Below are 17,010 nucleotides of genomic sequence, written 5' to 3'. Positions count from 1 at the left end.
GCATGCTTAGTTAACTTGTAATTCACAGAGAAGTCGCAGGAGTTGACTAATAATGAATGATATGGATCAGTCTGCAGGGCGAACAAAATGCGTGCCGTAGCGAGCCATTTTGAATGCTTTGTAGAACCAATGTGGCGCAACTTTTACGCTAAAGTGTCCCGAATCGAATGAATTCTGAACTCACAGTCCGTGCAAAAAAGCTGGTTAAAGCAGGTGGTCCGGTTGGCGCTCTGGCGCGGTTGTCGGGAGCGGTAGACAGGCCGGGAGCGGTGTTTGATGTTGGTGTGAACCGCGGAACAATCGCAAGGCATCTGATCCGTATTTTTCCCAACAGTCAGTGCTTTCTCTTCGAGCCATTGCCGCAGCAGGCCGTTTTTATCGCCGACCGCTTTCAATCTCACAGAAACGTAACCGTAGTTGAACAAGCTCTGAGCGACAAAAGCGGTCGATCCGAATTTTATGTCGGGAAAAAGGTCGGGACTTCTTCGCTCTTATCAATGAATGGCGCAGCGCTGAAAAACCATCCAGAGGCTGTTGTGGACACCACGATCGAGGTTGATCTGAATACGATTGACAATTTTTGCGAGGAGAAAGGCATTGACCATGTCGTTTGTATGAAGACTGACGCTCAGGGATCTGAATTAAATATTTTCAAGGGAGCGGCAGCCATGTTGTCCGAGCAGCGGATCGACATGATCATGTTCGAATGGTTTGCCACACCGCATTATAAAAACTGCCCGCTGCTACTAGACTTGTGTAATGAACTGGATCGGCGGAACTATTCAATGTACGATATTTTCCCAGAACGCTCCTTCAGAAACGGTCAGAGGCGGTTCGGGAATGCCGTGTTCATTTCTGATATGTTTCGCGAAAATAACCTTTCACAACTCTAAGTGGAAACTGTACCTGGCTTTCGACTTAAGTGCGAAAGGTGCGCTGACACTGCTTCCGTTTCACAGGCATTTGGTTGAGCAGATCAGCTCGTGACAAGACGTCCGCTGTGGGCTCATAACAGACAAAAAGAACTTACCCCAAATACCCGCCAAACGCCTCCATCACCCGCTCATACACATCTCGTTTGAACGGCACGATCTCATCGATCAGGCGCGCGGGGTCCTGCCACTTCCAGCGGGTGAACTCGGGGTGGTCAGTCTCGATGTTGATCTGGTCATCAGCCCCCAGAAACCGCATCAGGAACCATTTCTGTTCCTGCCCGCGATAGCGGCCTTTCCAGATTTTGGGTACGATGTCATGCGGCAGGTCATAGGGCAGCCAGCTGTCGGTTTCAGCGACTATCTGAACCAGGTTGGCAGTGACGCCGGTTTCTTCCCACAGCTCGCGCAGAGCCGCGTCGCGGGCGTTTTCACCTTTGTCCACGCCGCCTTGAGGCATCTGCCACGCATCCTCAAACCGGTCGTTGCGCTGGCCGACAAAGATTTTGCCCTCAGTATTCATCAGCATCAGCCCGACACAGGGACGATAGGGAAGTTTGGCGATCTCTGCGGGGGTCATGCGCGGCCTCATGGTTATCCGGCCAAGCTGTACCAAGCGTGGCCGCAGCAGCAAAGGGGGTGACGTGAGGTTTCGCGTGACAAAGGTGACGCGTACGGCAATTTGGGGCATGACTTCAGGAGGGAGAGTTTCGCCATGACTGCGTACCCAAACATGCTGGCCCCGCTTGATCTGGGCTTTACCACCTTGAAGAACCGGGTGTTGATGGGCTCGATGCACACGGGGCTTGAGGAAACCGGGGACTGGAACCGGGTGGCCGAGTTCTATGCCGACCGGGCACGCGGCGGCGTGGCGCTGATGGTGACGGGTGGGATTGGCCCAAACCTGGAAGGATCGGTTCTGCCGGGTGCGTCGATGATGACGACCGAAAAGGACGTGGCGAACCATTCTATCGTGACGGACCGGGTGCATCAGGCGGGCGGCAAGATCGCGATGCAGATCCTGCATGCGGGCCGCTATGCCTATGGCCCGAAATGCGTGGCGCCCAGCCCGGTGAAATCGCCCATTTCACCATTCCCTCCGAGCGAGCTTGATGAAGAGGGCATTGAGAAACAGATCAGCGATATCGTCAACGCTGCCGTTCTGGCTCAGAAGGCGGGCTATGATGGGGTCGAAATCATGGGGTCCGAGGGGTATTTCCTGAACCAGTTCCTCGTGACCCATACCAACAAGCGTACCGATCGCTGGGGCGGGTCTTACGAGAACCGGATGCGCCTGCCTATTGAGGTCGTGCGCCGCACGCGCGAAGCGGTGGGCCGTGAGTTCATCATCATCTATCGCCTCTCCATGATCGATCTTGTTCCCAACGGCTCGACCCATGACGAGGTGGTGCAACTGGCGCAAGAGATCGAAAAGGCCGGCGCCACGATCATCAACACCGGCATTGGCTGGCACGAGGCGCGAATCCCGACCATTGCCACCAGCGTTCCCCGCGCGGCCTTTGCGTGGGTGACGAAAAAGCTGATGGGCAAGGTGTCTATTCCGGTGATCACCTCGAACCGCATTAACACCCCCGAGGTGGCCGAAGAGGTGCTGTCGACAGGCTGTGCCGACATTGTCTCGCTGGCCCGGCCAATGCTGGCGGATGCGGATTTCGTGGCCAAGGCAATGGCAGGAGAGTCAGCCAAGATCGCGCCCTGCATTGCCTGTAACCAAGCCTGTCTGGACCACACGTTCAGCGGTAAGCTGACATCGTGCCTGGTGAACCCACGCGCGTGTCACGAGACCGAACTGTTGATTGGCAAGTCTGATACGCCAAAGTCCGTGGCTATCGTCGGCGCAGGTCCGGCTGGGTTGTCCACCGCGATGACCGCCGCCCAGCGTGGCCACAACGTCACCTTGTTCGACCGTGCCAGTGAGATCGGGGGCCAGCTGAACATGGCGAAACAGGTTCCGGGCAAAGAAGAATTCTGGGGGTTGGTCGCTTGGTACCGCACCATGATGGCCGATCTGGGTGTCAAACTGGAACTGAACCGCGAAGTCAGCGCCGACGATCTGACCGGCTTTGACGAGGTGGTGATCGCCACGGGTGTCACCCCGCGCGATCCGCAGATACCCGGGCAGGACCGCGACAATGTATTGAGCTACATCGACGTCCTGCGCGGCAAGGCCGAGGTCGGCGCATCCGTTGCCGTGATCGGCGCCGGGGGTATTGGCTTTGACGTCTCTGAATTCCTGATCGAAGACGGCCACAGCGCGACCACCGACCTCCCCCTTTGGATGAAGGAATGGGGCGTCACTGACCCGGCCGATCACCGCTCGGGTCTGGCCCCCGAAGGCCCACAGCCCGAGGCACCCAAGCGTCAGGTAACCCTGTTGCAACGCAAGAAGCAGGCGCACGGCAAGGGGCTTGGAAAAACCACGGGCTGGATTCACCGCGCAACGCTGAAGATGAAGCAGGTGAATTTCGTGGGTGGCGTGAACTATGAAAAGATCGACGAAGACGGCCTGCATGTCAGCTATGGCGAAGACCGCGCCGACCCGACTGTCATTGCGGCGGATACGATAGTTTTGTGCGCGGGTCAGGTCTCGGACCGCAGCCTCGCAGATGCGCTGATCGAACGCGGTATCACGCCACACGTCATCGGTGGTGCAGATGTTGCTGCTGAGCTGGATGCAAAACGGGCGATCAATCAAGGTATACGATTGGCGGCAGACCTCTGAGTGCATTAGCCCACCGCAAAAAGAACCACGGCCGAGTCCCACGGCCTGAGTGTGAATCCCACCAGTGTCGGCAGCCAAGTTTATGCAGGCGCGCTGTTACTCTACCGTAATCGTGATCACCTCGGACACAATCGGCGGGTTATGCGGCACATGGCCCGCATCGCCCAGAACCAGTTGTAGCGTGTGCTCTCCGGGTGCAAGTTCTAGCGTTACCTCGGTCTGACCGCCGCCGAAATGCAAGTGGTTTTCATCGGCAGGCAGGCCATAAGCCAGCTCATCGGCGCCGCCTTCGCCCTCACCAATTGGCGGGCGATCAATCAAAAGGTGGTGGTGGCCAGTGTTCTCTTTCTCGGTTCCGGCAGGGGCCACGCCCATGCCACTGAGGCCAAAGACCACGGTGACCGGAGATTGAACCGTTTCCCCGTCTGCAGGGGTCACGAAATAGACTTCCGCGTCGGGGTTTGATGGTGTTTCTCCACCGGCCAACGCAACGGTTGCGGACAGGCACAGGGCCGCAATTGCAAAAAGCAGTTTCATGATCTCCTCCATGGTCACAAATTTGCCATTCTCATCCTAGCATATCAGGATCATCGGTCCCAAAATCGGTCTCTTTATTGGATGTAGTGCATTTGGAAACCATTGTTTCCGCGTTTCCCATCTGCAAACGATCCGTTTTAAAACCCTGATATTATCCCATGTCTGCCCAGTTTCCGCCCAGATTGACCCCAATAGTGAGACAAAGAACAAAAGACCTGGGGAATGAGAATGGACCGACTGACCGAAATGGAAGCCTTTGCCAATGTGGTGGACCAAGGAGGCTTCACAGATGCGGCCAAGAAAATGGGCATCTCCAAATCGGCTGTGTCAAAGCACGTATCCAGCCTTGAGGCCCGGTTGGGCGCGCGGTTGCTGAACCGCACCACGCGTCGCGTTTCCCCGACCGAGATCGGATTGGCTTATTACGACCGCGCGCGCCGCGTTCTGAATGACGCGGGCGAGGCGGATGCGCTGGTTACCTCAATGCAATCTGCACCGTCCGGCCTGTTGCGGATCAGTGTAGCGACGGATTTCGGGGTGAATCACCTGTCACCGGTTTTGTCGGATTTTCTGGCCGCCTACCCGGACATTACGGTGAACATGGTTTTGAACAACCGCTATGTGGAGCTGATCTCGGAAGGATTTGACGTTGCCGTGCGTATTGGCGAGTTGGAAGACAGCACCCTGCGCGCCCGCAAACTGACTGAAACCGTGAAACGCATGGTCGCCGCGCCCAGTTACATCGAAAAGTTTGGCCGCCCGCAGAAGATCGACGATCTGAACGAACACAAACTGCTGCACTATTCCAGCCAGTCATCCGGCAATGTATGGCGGCTGACCGCACCATCCGGCGAAAAGCGGCAGGTGCGCACGGCCGGCTGGCTGAGCGTCAATGACGGTCAGTCGCTGCTGAATGCGGCCATCTCGGGTCTGGGGATCGCCTATCTGCCAAGCTATCTATACGCGGACGCGCTGAAAACCGGTGCGGTTCTGGATGCAATGCCATCCCTGCCCGATGAAGTACAGGGCATCTATGCCGTCTATCCACCCGGCCGTTTCACGCAACCCAAGGTGCGCGCATTCATTGATTTCCTCGTCGAGTCCTTCGCAGACAAAGGCCTGATGGACTGGGCGAGTTAACGGAAATTACAGTACGCAGGAGAGAAATCGTGCTGCGTTCTGTGAATTGACTCACTTCGTCCGCTTAAGGTGCTGGCAATACGTCAAAGAAAATCTCATATTGTCTTTGTTTCGTCGACAAATCGTCTTTATTGGTGAAGATAGTTTATAAAACAGCACATATCTCCTCGGTAAACTTCAACGGCCCGCGCTTTGATGCGGGTCTTTTTTTGAATTGTCAGAACCCTTCGATGCAGGAAAGCCGAGTCAGTTGACCAGCAGCACGGCCTCAACCCGGCGATTCAGGTCGCGACCTTCGGGTGTGGCGTTCGAGGTTAGGGGGGCCAGGTATCCGATTCCGCGCGCTTCGATCCGGTCGCCTGACACGCCGTATGCCTCGATCAGTCGGACGCGCACCGCTTGCGCCCGTCCCGTGCTGACAGAAATATTAGCATCCAGCGCACCGGTGTCGTCCGTATGTCCAACAAGTGCCAGTCGCGTGCCCGGGTTGTCGGCCAGATAGCCCGCTATCTGCGCCAGTGAGGCAAACGGGCCTTCGCCCAGGGTGATTTCACCGGTACGGAAATTCAGATCGTCCAGAATAACGTGCCCGTTCTGCGCCAGGGCAGAAAGCAGTCCGCCCGAGTTCTCGACTGTTTCTTCGATCACCAATGGGGGAGGGGCAGAGGCGTCTACCGGGGTCACCCGGATCATCTGGATGTAACCGCTGGGCGGGTTGCGGCTGACTAGCAGGGTGACTACGTCTTCTCCGCGTGCGGCGGCCAGAAAGCGATAATCCTGTATCGCCACGTACATGTCGGGGGTTGGCACCACCTCTGTCGCGAAGCGGAAGTCGAACCCGCCGCAGGCCTTGGCTGCACATTCGAACATAATGTCATAACCTTGCGCGGTGATCTGTTCGCGCAGCGGCGCCAGAAGTTGCAGCGTTGTGCTGGAACCAGATTGCACGCGCCATGTGAACCTTTCGACCCGACCTTCGACTTGGCGCACCGGCAGGGTGCCACCGTCGAATGGGCCGGTCGGCAGGTCATAACTGTCGAGCGGACTGACACGTTCGCTTAGCTGGCGCGCACCTGTGGGCAACGTCAGGTCCTGGGCGGCAATTGGTCCTGCCAGCACCAAAAGGAACACTCCTGCAATTCTGATCATCGAGCCTGCGCGTGATAGTCGTCGTTCGGAGCCATAGCAGTCGCGCTTGCAACCCGGTTAGACATGTTGAAAAACCCGGCGACATTGGCAATATCCCAGATATCCCGGTCGGTGAAACCTACGTCGCGCAGACGCTGGCGATCCGGCTCTTCGATCTCGGTGCTGGCTGTGGTCATCTTGGCGGCAAAATCCAACATTGCACGCTGGCGCGGGTTCAGATTGGCGACGCGGTAATTCATGACCAGCCTCTCTCCCAATTGCGGATCGCCAGACAACTGCCGTACCGCTGCGCCATGGGCCACAAGGCAGTAGAAGCACTTGTTGATCGCTGACACGACCACCGCGATCATTTCGCGCTCTAACTTGCTGAGGCCGCTGTCGCCCAGCATCAGGTCGTTATACATCGCGGTAAACGCGTTCAGCTTGTCGATGTCAAAGGCATAGGCCCGCAGCACGTTTGGCACAAAGCCCAGTTTTTCCACACAGATATCGAAATACTTCTGCGTTTCGGGCGGCAGCGGGTCCACCATCGGCAGGTTCAGCGCAGTGGGCATAGTCTGGTCGGTCACGTCGGTCTCTCTCCTTAGGCAGACTGACGGTAGTGGTATTCGTCGACAATCTCCATCCCAAGTGCGTGATATAGCCCGTTAGCACCGTCATTTGCCTTGGTGCAGATCACGCTGAGCGTTTTGGCCCCATGCTCTTGCGCCCAGAATGCAGCAGCGCGCATCGCCCATGCACCCAGCCCCTGCCGACGGTGTTCTGGCAAAACCTCAAGTGCGTGAACCATGACAATGCCGTCCTGCAGCGCAGCAAAGCTGGTGCCGGCGGGATGATCGTTGCGACGCAAAAGAAAGCCGGTTTTCAGACCCTTCGCGCGGTCCATCACGGCGATCCGTTCCGCTCCAATCCCGCCCTGCGCCCAGATTTCGCGCATGATGGCCAGAGGCTCCCAAATGGTGAAGACCGTCACGCGGGGGATGGGGATGTCGGTCAGATGATCAACGGGACAGGCATAGATATTGACTGGGTCTAGAATGTCATACCCTCGCGCGGCAAGCTGCACGTCCAGCGCCTCATCCCCTGGACGCAGGCAAAATAGGCGCTTTTGCCCCATCGCCTGCATCGCGGCTTCGGCGGCGTCGATATCAGCCTCGGTCGCCGGACCCAGCGCACTTGCGGCACTTACGCGCGAGCCGCCGCCCTGTCCCTGTCGCAATTGAAATGGCCCTAGTCTTTCGTACCGTGCAGCAGGCCAGGTGCCGTCGACGATTGCGGCCCAGTTGGTGTTCACAGATTCAGTTCTTTCGCCAAGCGGGTTATGGCCGCGTCAATTTGCGCGCCGTTCGTCCCCCGCACGACCACGTTCGCGCCAAAGGCACCATTGACCTGGAATGGATAGCAACCGATCGAAAGATCCTGAAACTTCTCGGCCAATACGGCGAGGGTTGCGGCGATATCGCCTTCGCCCCGATCCACGCGCAAGGTCTGTGACAGCAGCGGATTGCCTCCGGTCAGGCCGGGCAGCACGCTGGCAACCATAGCCTGAAAAACCGATGGCACCCCGGCCATCACGTGCACGTTTTCTATGGTAAATCCAGGAGCCGTCGAAACCGGGTTTTCGATCAGCGTGGCCCCGTCAGGGATACGTGCCATCCGCAAACGCGCGTGGTTCAGCTCCAGACCGGACTTGTCGTAGTGGGCCTGAAGCAACGCCCGCGCATCCTCGCGCACGTCGATGGGCCTGCTGAAAGCGCGCGCAATGCAATCTGCGGTGATGTCGTCATGGGTCGGACCGATCCCGCCGCTGGTGAAAACGGTGTCATAGGCCTGCGATAGTGCCTTGACCGCAGTTTCGATGGAAGGCGCGTCGTCGCTGACGACACGCACTTCTTTGAGGTCGATACCGTGTTTGGTTAGCTCTCCGGCCAAGAAGTGCATATTCGAATCGCGGGTCCGGCCTGACAGAATCTCATCTCCGATCACAAGCATCGCAGCGGTTGGATTGGCCATGGTACGCGCCTCCCTCTTGATCGACCTTTGGGGCAGGTATAGGCCGTGAGGCATGCGATTTGAAACCCCCCTCGTCCCCGCCCGCCTGATCCGCCGCTACAAACGCTTTCTGGCGGATTGTACGCTTGAGGACGGACGCGAGGTCACGGCCCATTGTGCCAATCCCGGCTCGATGATGGGGCTGGCTGAACCGGGTGAAAAAATCTGGCTTGAGCCAAATGACAATCCGAAGAAAAAGCTTAAATACGGCTGGCGTTTGGTCGACCATGAAAACGGGCATTTCACCGGCGTGGATACATCCGTTCCAAACAAGGCGCTGCGGGCTGCGTTAGAGGCGGGCGAGATACCCGAACTGACCGCTTATGGCACCATTCGGGCCGAAGTAAAATATGGTGAGAAAAGCCGCATCGACTTTTTACTGAGCCAACCGGGGCTGCCGGACGCCTATGTCGAGGTAAAAAGCGTAACTTTGTCACGACAGCCGGGTCTGGCCGAATTTCCAGACAGCGTGACCGCGCGTGGCGCCAAGCATTTGGCCGAGTTGTCCGGGATGGTGGCGCAAGGGCACCGGGCGATCATGCTGTATCTGGTGCAGCGTACCGACTGTGACCGGTTTGCGCTGGCGGCGGATATCGACCCCGCCTACGCCAAGGCGTTCGACGCTGCAAAAGCGCAGGGCGTGGAAAGGTTGATCCATGGGACACGAATTTCGCCCGAAGGGGTATGGGTGCGGCCCGAAACAGGAAACTGGGTCAGGTAAGCACAGCTTTGCGTCAATTGGCGACAACGGCGTCCACTTCGATCTCGACCAGCCATTCGGGGTTCACGAAACGGTCGATGGCCATGATCGTGTCGACCGGCCGCGCATCCAGGCAGTAAAGTTTCCGCGCCTCGATCGCCTGCTTCCAGTTGTTGATATCCGTCAGGATCACGCGGGTACGCACGATGTCGTGCAAACCGGACCCTGCCTGTTCCAAGGCTGCTTTGATGATTTCGAAACACTGCTTGGTCTGCAAGAACACGTCACCGACCCCTACGGTCTTGCCCTCCTGATCGACCGGGGCGGTGCCGCCCACCGCAATGAAATTTCCCACCCTGACTGCACGGCTGAACCCGACAATGGTTTCCATCGGGTTTCCGTTTGATATCAATTCTCGCTTGTGCGGCATTGTTCTTTTCCCTGGCAATATCGTCGAAATCCGGCGTCACTATGCAGAATAGGCGCCGAAACGGGCTGAAAATCGAGGAAAATTTCTGCCCGAACCTGTCTGCAGGCCTCGATACGACGCGCTTCACTTGTCCAATCGACGCTGTGGCACTTGCAGAACCGGCCCAAAGGACCATCTAAGCAACCTACCGCGCGCGACCTCAAGCCCTCTGGAACTTTCTGCACAAGCAGCGTAAAAGACGGGTTGCGCGAAACATTCGGAGCCTTGCATCCATGAAAGAACATCGTGGCCGTCTGACAAAGGACGGTATCCGTATCTATGAACAGGGTGACTTTGCCGGTATGCATACGGCAGGGGCCTTGGCCGCGCGGATACTCGACAACATCGCGGAGCATGTTTTTCCAGGCCAAACCACGGGTGAGATTGACCGGATCATCACTCAGATGGTCGAGGATGCAGGCGCGACGTCGGCAACGATTGGCTACAAAGGCTATCAGCACGCCAGTTGCATCAGTGTGAACCACGTGGTTTGCCACGGGATTCCCGGCGACAAGCGGCTGAAGGACGGTGACATCCTGAATATCGATGTCACGGTGATCGTGGATGGCTGGTTCGGCGATACATCGCGCATGTATGTGGCGGGCAAGCTGCCGCGCAAGGCCGAGCGTCTGATCCAGGTGACACATGACGCGCTGTTCAAGGGTATAGAGATGGTCAAACCCGGTAATACCTTTGGTGATATCGGCCACGCCATTCAGGCCTATGTCGAGGCGCACCGGATGAGCGTTGTTCGCGATTTCTGCGGGCACGGGCTGGGCCGGGTGTTCCATGCGCCACCGAACGTGCTGCACTACGGGCGTCCGGGGACCGGTGCGATGCTGGAAGAAGGTATGTTTTTTACCATTGAGCCGATGGTAAACCTGGGCCGTCCCGAAACCAAGACGCTGGCCGATGACTGGACTGCCGTGACTCGCGATAAATCGCTGTCCGCGCAGTTTGAACACTCGGTGGGTGTGACGGCGGATGGTGTTGATATCTTTACCCTATCGCCGGGCAATAAGTTCCACCCAACCTATTCGTCCTGATCAGCGGACTGGTCGCGCAACAGTTTCAACAGCAGGGTTTCGTCGCCCAATGGCGTCATCGCGTCCTGGATGAAGACCGGGGCTCGCATGGGTTTGCGTTCAGGCCCGGTGGCCGCGTCAGCGTCCTTGGGAACAGACCAGATCGAAGGGGTTAGGGCTCGGTCCATAGCGCAGACACTAGCACGCCCGATCAAATTCTCAAAAGATAGAACAACAGAGGCGAGAGCGGCGAGAGTCCGTCTCAGTCGATTGGACAGCATTCGCGTCGGCGGTCCACCGACAATGGCCCGACCATGTGTGCCTGAACAGTGTCCAAATCCAGACTCTCGTGGTCATCTGTCGGGATCATCGTGCCACAGGAGGGTGATATAGGTATCGCCGTATTTCCGGGCGTCCTGCTTAATGAACCCGTTGGGTGCCTGCATCGGTGCGTTTTCTTCCCAGACAATCAGGGCACCGTCAGCCATCCAGCCATACGATAAGGCTGCAATGGCTTTCTGCCCCAGTGCTTTGCCATAGGGGGGGTCTAGGAAGATCAGGTCATAGGCCTTGCCCGGATTCTCACCCAATCGCGTGACGTCCCGGCGGATCAGGTCGGTGCGGTCGGCGCTGTGGGTCAGGTCGATATTCTTGCGGATTAGACCCTGTGCCACGCGCCCGTCATCAACGAAGGTTACGTGCGCCGCGCCACGCGACAAAGCCTCTAGCCCCAGCGCGCCAGTGCCCGCAAAAAGGTCCAGTACGCGCAAGCCATCAAAATCAATCTGATTGGTCAGAACGTTGAACAGGCTTTCCCGGACCCTGTCGGTAGTGGGGCGCAGATGTGCACCTGCATCCCCTTTGCCGACCGAGGTCAAAGCCCGGCCCCGGAACTCTCCGGCAATGATCCTCACGCCCTAAGCAGCGGTTTCAGGTCCGCCTCGGGATCGGCAACCACTGCAGGATCGGCGGTCTTACCTGCATCAATAAGGCGTTTGCCAACCATGTAGGCGCGCGGGTCGTTCATCGCGTCAACAGCAATCAACTGATCCCCTTTGTAATACCAGAAGGATACAGTCTGCCCCTCGCCCTGACGGGTCACGACGCGATCATAGCCTGTGTTCAGCCCGGCGATCTGGAGTTTGACGTCATATTGGTCCGACCAGAACCAGGGCGTCGCCACATAGTCCTTGCCCGCGCCCAGTATGTTCTGGGCTACAACTTCGGCCTGATCAATGGCGTTTGGCACGCTTTCCAGTCGGATGCGCGTCCCGGCATGCGGGAAAGACGCGCAATCACCCGCCGCCCAGATTGAGGGATCGGAGGTACGCCCATGCGCGTCGGCCTTGATCCCGTTGTCCAACTCTAACCCGGCCATTTCAGCCAATTGGGTCGAAGGGGTGATACCCACGCCAACAACAACGAAATCAACGTCCAGTTTGGTGCCATCGGTCAGAACAGCGCCGACCACACTACCATTTTCGCCTACCAGATGGTCCAGCCCCACGCCCTCGCGGATATCGGCACCGTGTTGAGTGTGCAGAGTTCGGAAGTAATCACTGGTCTCGGGTGCGGCTACCCTTTGCAGGATACGATCTGCCATCTCGACCAGAGTCACCTTGACCCCGCGTTTGGCGCAGACGGCCGCAGCCTCAAGCCCGATATAGCCGCCGCCCACGATCAGGGCACGCGCGCCTTCAGTGACATAAGGCTCCATTTCATCCACATGATACAGGTCGCGCACCACATGCACGCCTTTCAGATCACCGCCAATCGAGGCGGGCAGATGGCGGGGTTCAGATCCGGTGGTCAGTGCCAGTTCGTCGTACGAGATCACATCGTGCCCCACGGTGACCGTCTTGGCCTGCGGATCTATCGCGGTAACACGCTGACCCAGCCGCAGGGTGATGTTGTTTTCGGCATAAAAGCTCTCGGGTCGCAGGAACAGGCGTTCCAGCTCCATCTCTCCCAGCAGATAGGCCTTTGACAAAGGCGGGCGCTGATAGGGCAGATGCGGTTCGGACCCAATCAGGGTAATGTCTCCTGCAAACCCGTTCTTGCGAAGTCCGGCGACAAGAGAAGACCCTGCCTGCCCTGCACCTATCACGACAATATGGCTCATGTACCTTCCACCCCATCGAATTCCCGTGGTTTCATCCACGCGACCACCTATATTGCGGCTAAGCCCGACTCTGCAAATCCAAACGACAGGAGCTTAACAATGATTTCAACAGGTGACACGCTGCCCGACGCCACGCTTACGCAGATGGGTGCAGATGGCCCTGAAGAGGTGCGGATTTCAGACAAGACCAAAGGACGCAAAGTCGTGATTTTTGCGGTACCCGGTGCATTCACACCGACATGCCATTCGGCCCATGTTCCCAGCTTTGTGCGAACAAAGGATCAGTTCACGGCCAAAGGAGTGGATGAGATCATCTGCATTGCGGTCAACGACCCCTTCGTGATGCAAGCCTGGGGTGAGGCCACCGGTGCCACCGCGGCTGGCCTGACCATGCTGGGCGATGCCTCGGCCGAGCTCACCAAGGCCATCGGCATGGAGTTCGATGCCCCGCCCGCAGGTCTAATTGCCCGGTCCAAGCGCTATGCCATGCTGGTGGAAGACGGAAAGGTCACCGCGCTGAACGTGGAAGAAAACCCCGGTGCGTGCGAAATTTCAGCGGGTGAAAGCCTGCTTGAGACGATCTGATTGCGTTTGGCCTCGGGCGACCCTCGGGGCCATGCACGCTAATTAACTTGATGCAACGCCCTGATCCGCCAATAGTTACGGCATATAATCAGGGAGTTGATCAATGAAACTAAAGATTTTCACCCTAATCCTCGGAGCTGCAGGCGCTTTGGCTGCCTGTGGCCCGGCACCCACCCCACAACAACAAGCTGCGCGGCAACACGAAATCGCCTGCCTCAGCGGATCGTTGGGCGGAGCGCTCATCGGCGGAGCAATAGGCAACCAGTTCGGCGGCGGGTCCGGACAATCAATCCTGACGGCAGCAGGCGCAGCCGCCGGTGCCGTTGAAGGCAACAGATTCGCATGCTGAGGAGAGCTGAGATGACACGTGGACTAGTGATTGCGGCAACCATTCTGTTGGCGGGTGCGGTTTCGGCTGAAACTGTGGGCGAACTGCATGAAAACGAACTCAAGGCCATTGACGCGAATAATGACGGATTCCTCTCGCGCGATGAGTTCAACGCATTTTCGGACTATGCTTTTCAGGAAATGGACGAGGATAAGAACGGTACGCTGGGACTGGACGAGGCAAAGCCGTTTCTGGACATAAAACTGTTTCAGGCCGTTGACCGTGACAACAACAACAACCTTATTTCAAAAGCAGAATATGATGCGCAAATGAACGCCGATTTCGATGCCGCGGATCAGGATGGTAATGGTCAGCTAGATTAACAACCGGAGTGTGCGATGAAGAAATGGATCGGTTTTGGATTACTTGCACTGCTGGCGGCCTGCGATGTGCCTCAAGCTCCGGTTGTGACCGGGCCGGACGGGCAAGCGCGTATTCAGATCAACACTTCGGGTTTGACCTGCTACGACAATCGCTGTTTGGATATTAACCCGGCTGCGCGCAGTGTTCGGCAGATCGGCAACCGAACAACCGGCATTCCACGAAATATCGATGTCAGCAGCGGCAGCGTGACCCCGGCAGAGTTTGCGCAGATGGGTACCGCTGCATCGCTTGCGGGTGGTGTCGGTTCGGGCAACCGCTAGCAGAGACTGTCCATTTTGCGCGCCAGCTTGGCGTCCAGCGCAGATATCCCACCAACGTCATGCGTGGCCAGCGTCACCTCTACCGTGCGGTAGACGTTGCTCCATTCTGGATGGTGGTTCCATTTCTCGGCAAAGATGGCAACTTGGGTCATCCAGCCAAATGCGTGTACGAAATCTTCGAAAATAAAGGTTTTGGTGATCGCATCCCGGCCTTCGACCATGGTCCAGCCGTTGTTGAACAGCGGATCCAAAAGTGGTCCGCGGGTCTCGGGTGACAATAGTTCGGTCATTGCTGTTCCTCCGGGTTCGATTTCCTGAACGGGCCGTATTCCGTCAGAATCTCAATCTCTTGTCCCACCGCGTGGGCCTCGGCGTCCAGATATTTCTTGATCGCATCGGCAAAACCGGGATCAGCGACCCAATGCAAGCTGTGCGTGCGCGTCGGCAAGTAGCCGCGTGCCAGCTTGTGTTCGCCCTGCGCGCCCGCTTCGACGCGGGCCAGGCCCTGTGCGATGGCGAAGTCTATGGCTCGATAGTAGCACAATTCGAAATGCAGGCAGGCGTGGTGTTCGACGCAGCCCCAATAGCGGCCAAACAACGTTTCGCGTCCGATGAAATTCAGCGCCCCGGCAATGGGATAGCCATCTCGTTCAGCCAGCACCAACGCCATGTCGTCCGCCATGGTTTCCTGTGCAATATCAAAGAATTGCCGCGTCAGGTAAGGCGAACCCCATTTCCGGGCGCCGGTATCTTGGTAAAACCGCCAAAAGGCGTCCCAATGCTCGGGGCGCAGGTCATCCCCCGTAAGCGTGCGAATATCTCCGCCAAAGCTGCAGGCTTGGGCGCGTTCTTTGCGGATATTCTTGCGCTTGCGCGAGGACAGGGCGGCCAGGAATCCTTCGAAATCCTTGTAGCCGTCATTGAGCCAGTGAAACTGCTGCGACTCGCGCAGCATCAGACCCATCTGCTTGCCGGCCAGTGCCTCTTCCTCGGTGCAGAAGGTCGCGTGTACGGATGAAACCCGATTGTCAGCCGCCAATTGCACCGCGCCTTGCACCAGCGCCGACATTCCCAACGCCTCATACCCCGGCCGCACCAGAAAGCGCCGCCCGGTGGCGGGGGTGAAAGGCACTGCAATCTGCAATTTGGGATAATACCGCCCGCCCGCATTCTCGTAGGCATGAGCCCAATTGTGGTCAAATATATACTCACCCTGACTGTGCGACTTGGCATACATGGGTGCAGCAGCAATCAGCATACCGTCGTGGTAGGTCACCAGATATTGCGGATGCCAGCCCGTACCCGGTCCGACAGACCCGCTGTTTTCCAGCGCAGACAGGAACCGATAAGTGGTGAACGGATCAAGCGGCCGACCGCCATCTGCAACTTCGGGACAGGCGCAGGCATCCCAGTCCGCCGCAGAAATCTGCGAGAGCGTCCCAAGAACCTGAACTTCTATTTGTGCCTGATCCATGTGCCCTCCGCGTCTTGTCTTTATCTGTGCTGGCAGGGGGAAGGTTCAACCCGGACGCGGGCGCAAACACCCTACGAAGGTCACATTATCGGCAGCAGTGCGGGCGTGTGCCTTTTGTTCGGGCGAACGCTCTGTCCTTCATGGGACCGGCATGCCCATTCGTAACCGTTGAAAACCATCGCTGAACTTTCTGCTGTCAGTTGTAGATGAGTCTTGAGTCCGTATCCGACCTGAACAGCAGCACGAATGGCCGCCCGGCTGTTCTCCGGGCGGTGATCCGCTTTTTCATGCAGCGCCCAATGCGCGATTGGTACCTCAAGAAAAGCGGGCGGCAGGGGCGCGGTCAATCGATCTCGAAAATACCTTCGATTTCGACAGCCACGCCCAGCGGCAGCGCGGCTGCACTGACAGCCGAGCGTGAGTGGCGGCCAGCCTCACCCAATGCTTCGACAAGGAAGTCAGATGCACCGTTGATCACCTGCGGCTGAGCGGTGAAATCCGCGGTGGAGTTCACGAAACCCGTCAGTTTGATCACGCGGACCAGTTTGTCGATGTCTCCACCGCAGGCGGCCTTGACCTGTGCCAGAAGGTTGATGGCGCACACTTTCGCTGCCGCCGCGCCGGCCTCGACATCCATGTCATCACCCAGCTTGCCGGTGATCAGATCGTCATCCTTGGAAATCTGACCCGAGACATAGACGATGTTGCCCACCCGCACAAATGGCACGTAATTCGCCGCCGGTGCAGGTGCGTCGGGCAGAGTGACGCCCAGGTTTTCCAGTTTTGCCGCGATGCTCATGAAGGTTCCTCCCAATCTTTGATTCGGGGCGAAGCTATCTGGCACGGCTCTGATCGAAAAGTGCGAAATCAAGAATGGACGCGCCTTACATGTAGGCGTAACTGTTCTTATCCCGAACACTTGAACGCGTGTCGCTTTACCTACCCCCATCATGCGGGTTAAACGCTAGCTGTTTCGTGCTGGTCGTGAAACGTCTACAAGATATCAGATCAGGCCGCGTAACGTGGCCAAAAGGAATATTGTTTTAACGT

The 17,010-nt window shown here is 57.6% G+C and carries 22 protein-coding genes; 9 read left to right on the top strand and 13 right to left on the bottom strand.

Features of this window, described 5'->3' with window-relative positions; translation table 11 throughout:
* Nucleotides 1-167 precede the first annotated feature (167 nt).
* Complete coding sequence (locus AC2FIT_RS04450) at nucleotides 168-893, top strand: FkbM family methyltransferase (RefSeq protein WP_496827022.1); 726 nt, start codon at nucleotides 168-170, stop codon at nucleotides 891-893.
* Nucleotides 894-1,026: 133 nt separating this feature from the next.
* Here the strand turns inward: AC2FIT_RS04450 and AC2FIT_RS04445 are convergent, their stop codons facing one another.
* Nucleotides 1,027-1,512: an RNA pyrophosphohydrolase gene (locus tag AC2FIT_RS04445; protein ID WP_496827020.1), complete on the bottom strand. Its 486-nt coding sequence runs from the start codon at nucleotides 1,510-1,512 to the stop codon at nucleotides 1,027-1,029.
* A 135-nt stretch (nucleotides 1,513-1,647) separates the two neighbouring features.
* Here AC2FIT_RS04445 and AC2FIT_RS04440 point away from each other — a divergent pair, with 135 nt between their 5' ends.
* Nucleotides 1,648-3,675, top strand: a complete 2,028-nt coding sequence (locus AC2FIT_RS04440) for an FAD-dependent oxidoreductase (RefSeq protein WP_496827018.1) — start codon at nucleotides 1,648-1,650, stop codon at nucleotides 3,673-3,675.
* Nucleotides 3,676-3,771: 96 nt separating this feature from the next.
* Here AC2FIT_RS04440 and AC2FIT_RS04435 read toward each other — a convergent pair whose 3' ends face one another.
* The gene (locus tag AC2FIT_RS04435) at nucleotides 3,772-4,212 is read right to left on the bottom strand and encodes a DUF4399 domain-containing protein (protein WP_496827016.1); all 441 of its coding nucleotides are present in this window, start codon (nucleotides 4,210-4,212) and stop codon (nucleotides 3,772-3,774) included.
* Between the two features lie 228 nt (nucleotides 4,213-4,440).
* Here AC2FIT_RS04435 and AC2FIT_RS04430 point away from each other — a divergent pair, with 228 nt between their 5' ends.
* Nucleotides 4,441-5,352 carry a LysR family transcriptional regulator gene (locus tag AC2FIT_RS04430; protein WP_068336630.1) on the top strand — a complete coding sequence of 304 codons (912 nt, stop codon included), beginning with the start codon at nucleotides 4,441-4,443 and terminating at the stop codon, nucleotides 5,350-5,352.
* A gap of 246 nt (nucleotides 5,353-5,598) precedes the next feature.
* Here AC2FIT_RS04430 and AC2FIT_RS04425 read toward each other — a convergent pair whose 3' ends face one another.
* The 4 genes from AC2FIT_RS04425 to AC2FIT_RS04410 are packed head-to-tail and all read right to left on the bottom strand — an operon-like array spanning nucleotide 5,599 to nucleotide 8,514.
* Nucleotides 5,599-6,501, bottom strand: coding sequence for an OmpA family protein (locus tag AC2FIT_RS04425; RefSeq protein WP_496827014.1), 903 nt, complete (start codon nucleotides 6,499-6,501; stop codon nucleotides 5,599-5,601).
* Complete coding sequence (locus tag AC2FIT_RS04420; protein WP_496827012.1) at nucleotides 6,498-7,070, bottom strand: peroxidase-related enzyme; 573 nt, start codon at nucleotides 7,068-7,070, stop codon at nucleotides 6,498-6,500. The genes AC2FIT_RS04425 and AC2FIT_RS04420 overlap by 4 nt, the downstream gene beginning before the upstream one ends.
* A gap of 14 nt (nucleotides 7,071-7,084) precedes the next feature.
* Nucleotides 7,085-7,795 carry a GNAT family N-acetyltransferase gene (locus tag AC2FIT_RS04415; protein WP_496827010.1) on the bottom strand — a complete coding sequence of 237 codons (711 nt, stop codon included), beginning with the start codon at nucleotides 7,793-7,795 and terminating at the stop codon, nucleotides 7,085-7,087.
* The gene (locus AC2FIT_RS04410; RefSeq protein ID WP_496827008.1) at nucleotides 7,792-8,514 is read right to left on the bottom strand and encodes a competence/damage-inducible protein A; all 723 of its coding nucleotides are present in this window, start codon (nucleotides 8,512-8,514) and stop codon (nucleotides 7,792-7,794) included. The genes AC2FIT_RS04415 and AC2FIT_RS04410 overlap by 4 nt, the downstream gene beginning before the upstream one ends.
* A gap of 52 nt (nucleotides 8,515-8,566) precedes the next feature.
* Between AC2FIT_RS04410 and sfsA the strand changes: the two genes are divergently transcribed.
* The gene (gene sfsA / locus AC2FIT_RS04405; RefSeq protein WP_496827006.1) at nucleotides 8,567-9,274 is read left to right on the top strand and encodes a DNA/RNA nuclease SfsA; all 708 of its coding nucleotides are present in this window, start codon (nucleotides 8,567-8,569) and stop codon (nucleotides 9,272-9,274) included.
* Between the two features lie 13 nt (nucleotides 9,275-9,287).
* On the opposite strand, the gene AC2FIT_RS04400 is transcribed toward sfsA, so the two are convergent.
* Nucleotides 9,288-9,683 (bottom strand): RidA family protein, encoded by a 396-nt coding sequence (locus AC2FIT_RS04400; protein ID WP_496827004.1) that lies wholly within the window; start codon nucleotides 9,681-9,683, stop codon nucleotides 9,288-9,290.
* Between the two features lie 272 nt (nucleotides 9,684-9,955).
* Here AC2FIT_RS04400 and map point away from each other — a divergent pair, with 272 nt between their 5' ends.
* Nucleotides 9,956-10,768 (top strand): type I methionyl aminopeptidase, encoded by an 813-nt coding sequence (map, locus tag AC2FIT_RS04395; protein ID WP_068336647.1) that lies wholly within the window; start codon nucleotides 9,956-9,958, stop codon nucleotides 10,766-10,768.
* Here map and AC2FIT_RS04390 read toward each other — a convergent pair.
* The 3 genes from AC2FIT_RS04390 to AC2FIT_RS04380 all read right to left on the bottom strand — a co-directional run bounded on the left by AC2FIT_RS04390 (nucleotide 10,756) and on the right by AC2FIT_RS04380 (nucleotide 12,869).
* Nucleotides 10,756-10,935 carry a hypothetical protein gene (locus tag AC2FIT_RS04390; RefSeq protein ID WP_068336649.1) on the bottom strand — a complete coding sequence of 60 codons (180 nt, stop codon included), beginning with the start codon at nucleotides 10,933-10,935 and terminating at the stop codon, nucleotides 10,756-10,758. The two genes, map and AC2FIT_RS04390, sit on opposite strands and share 13 nt — an antisense overlap.
* Nucleotides 10,936-11,100: 165 nt before the next feature.
* Nucleotides 11,101-11,661, bottom strand: coding sequence for a 16S rRNA (guanine(966)-N(2))-methyltransferase RsmD (rsmD, locus tag AC2FIT_RS04385; RefSeq protein ID WP_496827001.1), 561 nt, complete (start codon nucleotides 11,659-11,661; stop codon nucleotides 11,101-11,103).
* Nucleotides 11,658-12,869: an NAD(P)/FAD-dependent oxidoreductase gene (locus AC2FIT_RS04380; protein ID WP_496826999.1), complete on the bottom strand. Its 1,212-nt coding sequence runs from the start codon at nucleotides 12,867-12,869 to the stop codon at nucleotides 11,658-11,660. Before AC2FIT_RS04380 ends, rsmD begins: the two co-directional genes overlap by 4 nt.
* Before the next feature lie 99 nt (nucleotides 12,870-12,968).
* Between AC2FIT_RS04380 and AC2FIT_RS04375 the strand changes: the two genes are divergently transcribed.
* From AC2FIT_RS04375 to AC2FIT_RS04360, 4 genes are all read left to right on the top strand, one after another.
* Nucleotides 12,969-13,454, top strand: a complete 486-nt coding sequence (locus tag AC2FIT_RS04375; RefSeq protein WP_496826997.1) for a peroxiredoxin — start codon at nucleotides 12,969-12,971, stop codon at nucleotides 13,452-13,454.
* 103 nt (nucleotides 13,455-13,557) lie between these two features.
* The gene (locus tag AC2FIT_RS04370; RefSeq protein WP_496826995.1) at nucleotides 13,558-13,803 is read left to right on the top strand and encodes a glycine zipper 2TM domain-containing protein; all 246 of its coding nucleotides are present in this window, start codon (nucleotides 13,558-13,560) and stop codon (nucleotides 13,801-13,803) included.
* An 11-nt stretch (nucleotides 13,804-13,814) separates the two neighbouring features.
* The gene (locus AC2FIT_RS04365; protein WP_496826993.1) at nucleotides 13,815-14,165 is read left to right on the top strand and encodes an EF-hand domain-containing protein; all 351 of its coding nucleotides are present in this window, start codon (nucleotides 13,815-13,817) and stop codon (nucleotides 14,163-14,165) included.
* Nucleotides 14,166-14,180: 15 nt separating this feature from the next.
* A complete protein-coding gene (locus tag AC2FIT_RS04360; protein WP_496826991.1) occupies nucleotides 14,181-14,486 on the top strand; it encodes a hypothetical protein in 306 nt (101 codons plus the stop codon).
* On the opposite strand, the gene AC2FIT_RS04355 is transcribed toward AC2FIT_RS04360, so the two are convergent.
* From AC2FIT_RS04355 to AC2FIT_RS04345, 3 genes are all read right to left on the bottom strand, one after another.
* Nucleotides 14,483-14,776 (bottom strand): 4a-hydroxytetrahydrobiopterin dehydratase, encoded by a 294-nt coding sequence (locus tag AC2FIT_RS04355; protein ID WP_068336668.1) that lies wholly within the window; start codon nucleotides 14,774-14,776, stop codon nucleotides 14,483-14,485. The genes AC2FIT_RS04360 and AC2FIT_RS04355 overlap by 4 nt on opposite strands.
* Nucleotides 14,773-15,960, bottom strand: coding sequence for a GNAT family N-acetyltransferase (locus AC2FIT_RS04350; protein ID WP_496826989.1), 1,188 nt, complete (start codon nucleotides 15,958-15,960; stop codon nucleotides 14,773-14,775). The genes AC2FIT_RS04355 and AC2FIT_RS04350 overlap by 4 nt, the downstream gene beginning before the upstream one ends.
* A gap of 343 nt (nucleotides 15,961-16,303) precedes the next feature.
* Nucleotides 16,304-16,759, bottom strand: a complete 456-nt coding sequence (locus AC2FIT_RS04345) for a RidA family protein (protein WP_496826987.1) — start codon at nucleotides 16,757-16,759, stop codon at nucleotides 16,304-16,306.
* Between the last annotated feature and the right edge of the window lie 251 nt (nucleotides 16,760-17,010).

Source organism: Ruegeria sp. YTSA135 (assembly GCF_059610165.1).
The sequence above is the reverse complement of the archived record's forward strand: the minus strand, read 5'-3'. Positions and strand labels throughout refer to the sequence as shown.

Excerpts from the sequence above, each read along its gene's own strand:
- AC2FIT_RS04365 (WP_496826993.1), top strand. The coding sequence starts at position 13,815 with ATGACACGTGGACTAGTGATTGCGGCAACCATTCTGTTGGCGGGTGCG.
- AC2FIT_RS04360 (WP_496826991.1), top strand. The coding sequence starts at position 14,181 with ATGAAGAAATGGATCGGTTTTGGATTACTTGCACTGCTGGCGGCCTGC.
- AC2FIT_RS04450 (WP_496827022.1), top strand. The coding sequence starts at position 168 with ATGAATTCTGAACTCACAGTCCGTGCAAAAAAGCTGGTTAAAGCAGGT.
- AC2FIT_RS04425 (WP_496827014.1), bottom strand. The coding sequence starts at position 6,501 with ATGATCAGAATTGCAGGAGTGTTCCTTTTGGTGCTGGCAGGACCAATT.
- AC2FIT_RS04345 (WP_496826987.1), bottom strand. The coding sequence starts at position 16,759 with ATGAGCATCGCGGCAAAACTGGAAAACCTGGGCGTCACTCTGCCCGAC.
- AC2FIT_RS04350 (WP_496826989.1), bottom strand. The coding sequence starts at position 15,960 with ATGGATCAGGCACAAATAGAAGTTCAGGTTCTTGGGACGCTCTCGCAG.
- AC2FIT_RS04410 (WP_496827008.1), bottom strand. The coding sequence starts at position 8,514 with ATGGCCAATCCAACCGCTGCGATGCTTGTGATCGGAGATGAGATTCTG.
- AC2FIT_RS04380 (WP_496826999.1), bottom strand. The coding sequence starts at position 12,869 with ATGAGCCATATTGTCGTGATAGGTGCAGGGCAGGCAGGGTCTTCTCTT.
- sfsA (WP_496827006.1), top strand. The coding sequence starts at position 8,567 with ATGCGATTTGAAACCCCCCTCGTCCCCGCCCGCCTGATCCGCCGCTAC.
- AC2FIT_RS04440 (WP_496827018.1), top strand. The coding sequence starts at position 1,648 with ATGACTGCGTACCCAAACATGCTGGCCCCGCTTGATCTGGGCTTTACC.
- AC2FIT_RS04435 (WP_496827016.1), bottom strand. The coding sequence starts at position 4,212 with ATGAAACTGCTTTTTGCAATTGCGGCCCTGTGCCTGTCCGCAACCGTT.
- map (WP_068336647.1), top strand. The coding sequence starts at position 9,956 with ATGAAAGAACATCGTGGCCGTCTGACAAAGGACGGTATCCGTATCTAT.
- AC2FIT_RS04375 (WP_496826997.1), top strand. The coding sequence starts at position 12,969 with ATGATTTCAACAGGTGACACGCTGCCCGACGCCACGCTTACGCAGATG.
- AC2FIT_RS04400 (WP_496827004.1), bottom strand. The coding sequence starts at position 9,683 with ATGCCGCACAAGCGAGAATTGATATCAAACGGAAACCCGATGGAAACC.
- AC2FIT_RS04445 (WP_496827020.1), bottom strand. The coding sequence starts at position 1,512 with ATGACCCCCGCAGAGATCGCCAAACTTCCCTATCGTCCCTGTGTCGGG.
- AC2FIT_RS04355 (WP_068336668.1), bottom strand. The coding sequence starts at position 14,776 with ATGACCGAACTATTGTCACCCGAGACCCGCGGACCACTTTTGGATCCG.
- AC2FIT_RS04430 (WP_068336630.1), top strand. The coding sequence starts at position 4,441 with ATGGACCGACTGACCGAAATGGAAGCCTTTGCCAATGTGGTGGACCAA.
- AC2FIT_RS04370 (WP_496826995.1), top strand. The coding sequence starts at position 13,558 with ATGAAACTAAAGATTTTCACCCTAATCCTCGGAGCTGCAGGCGCTTTG.
- AC2FIT_RS04390 (WP_068336649.1), bottom strand. The coding sequence starts at position 10,935 with ATGGACCGAGCCCTAACCCCTTCGATCTGGTCTGTTCCCAAGGACGCT.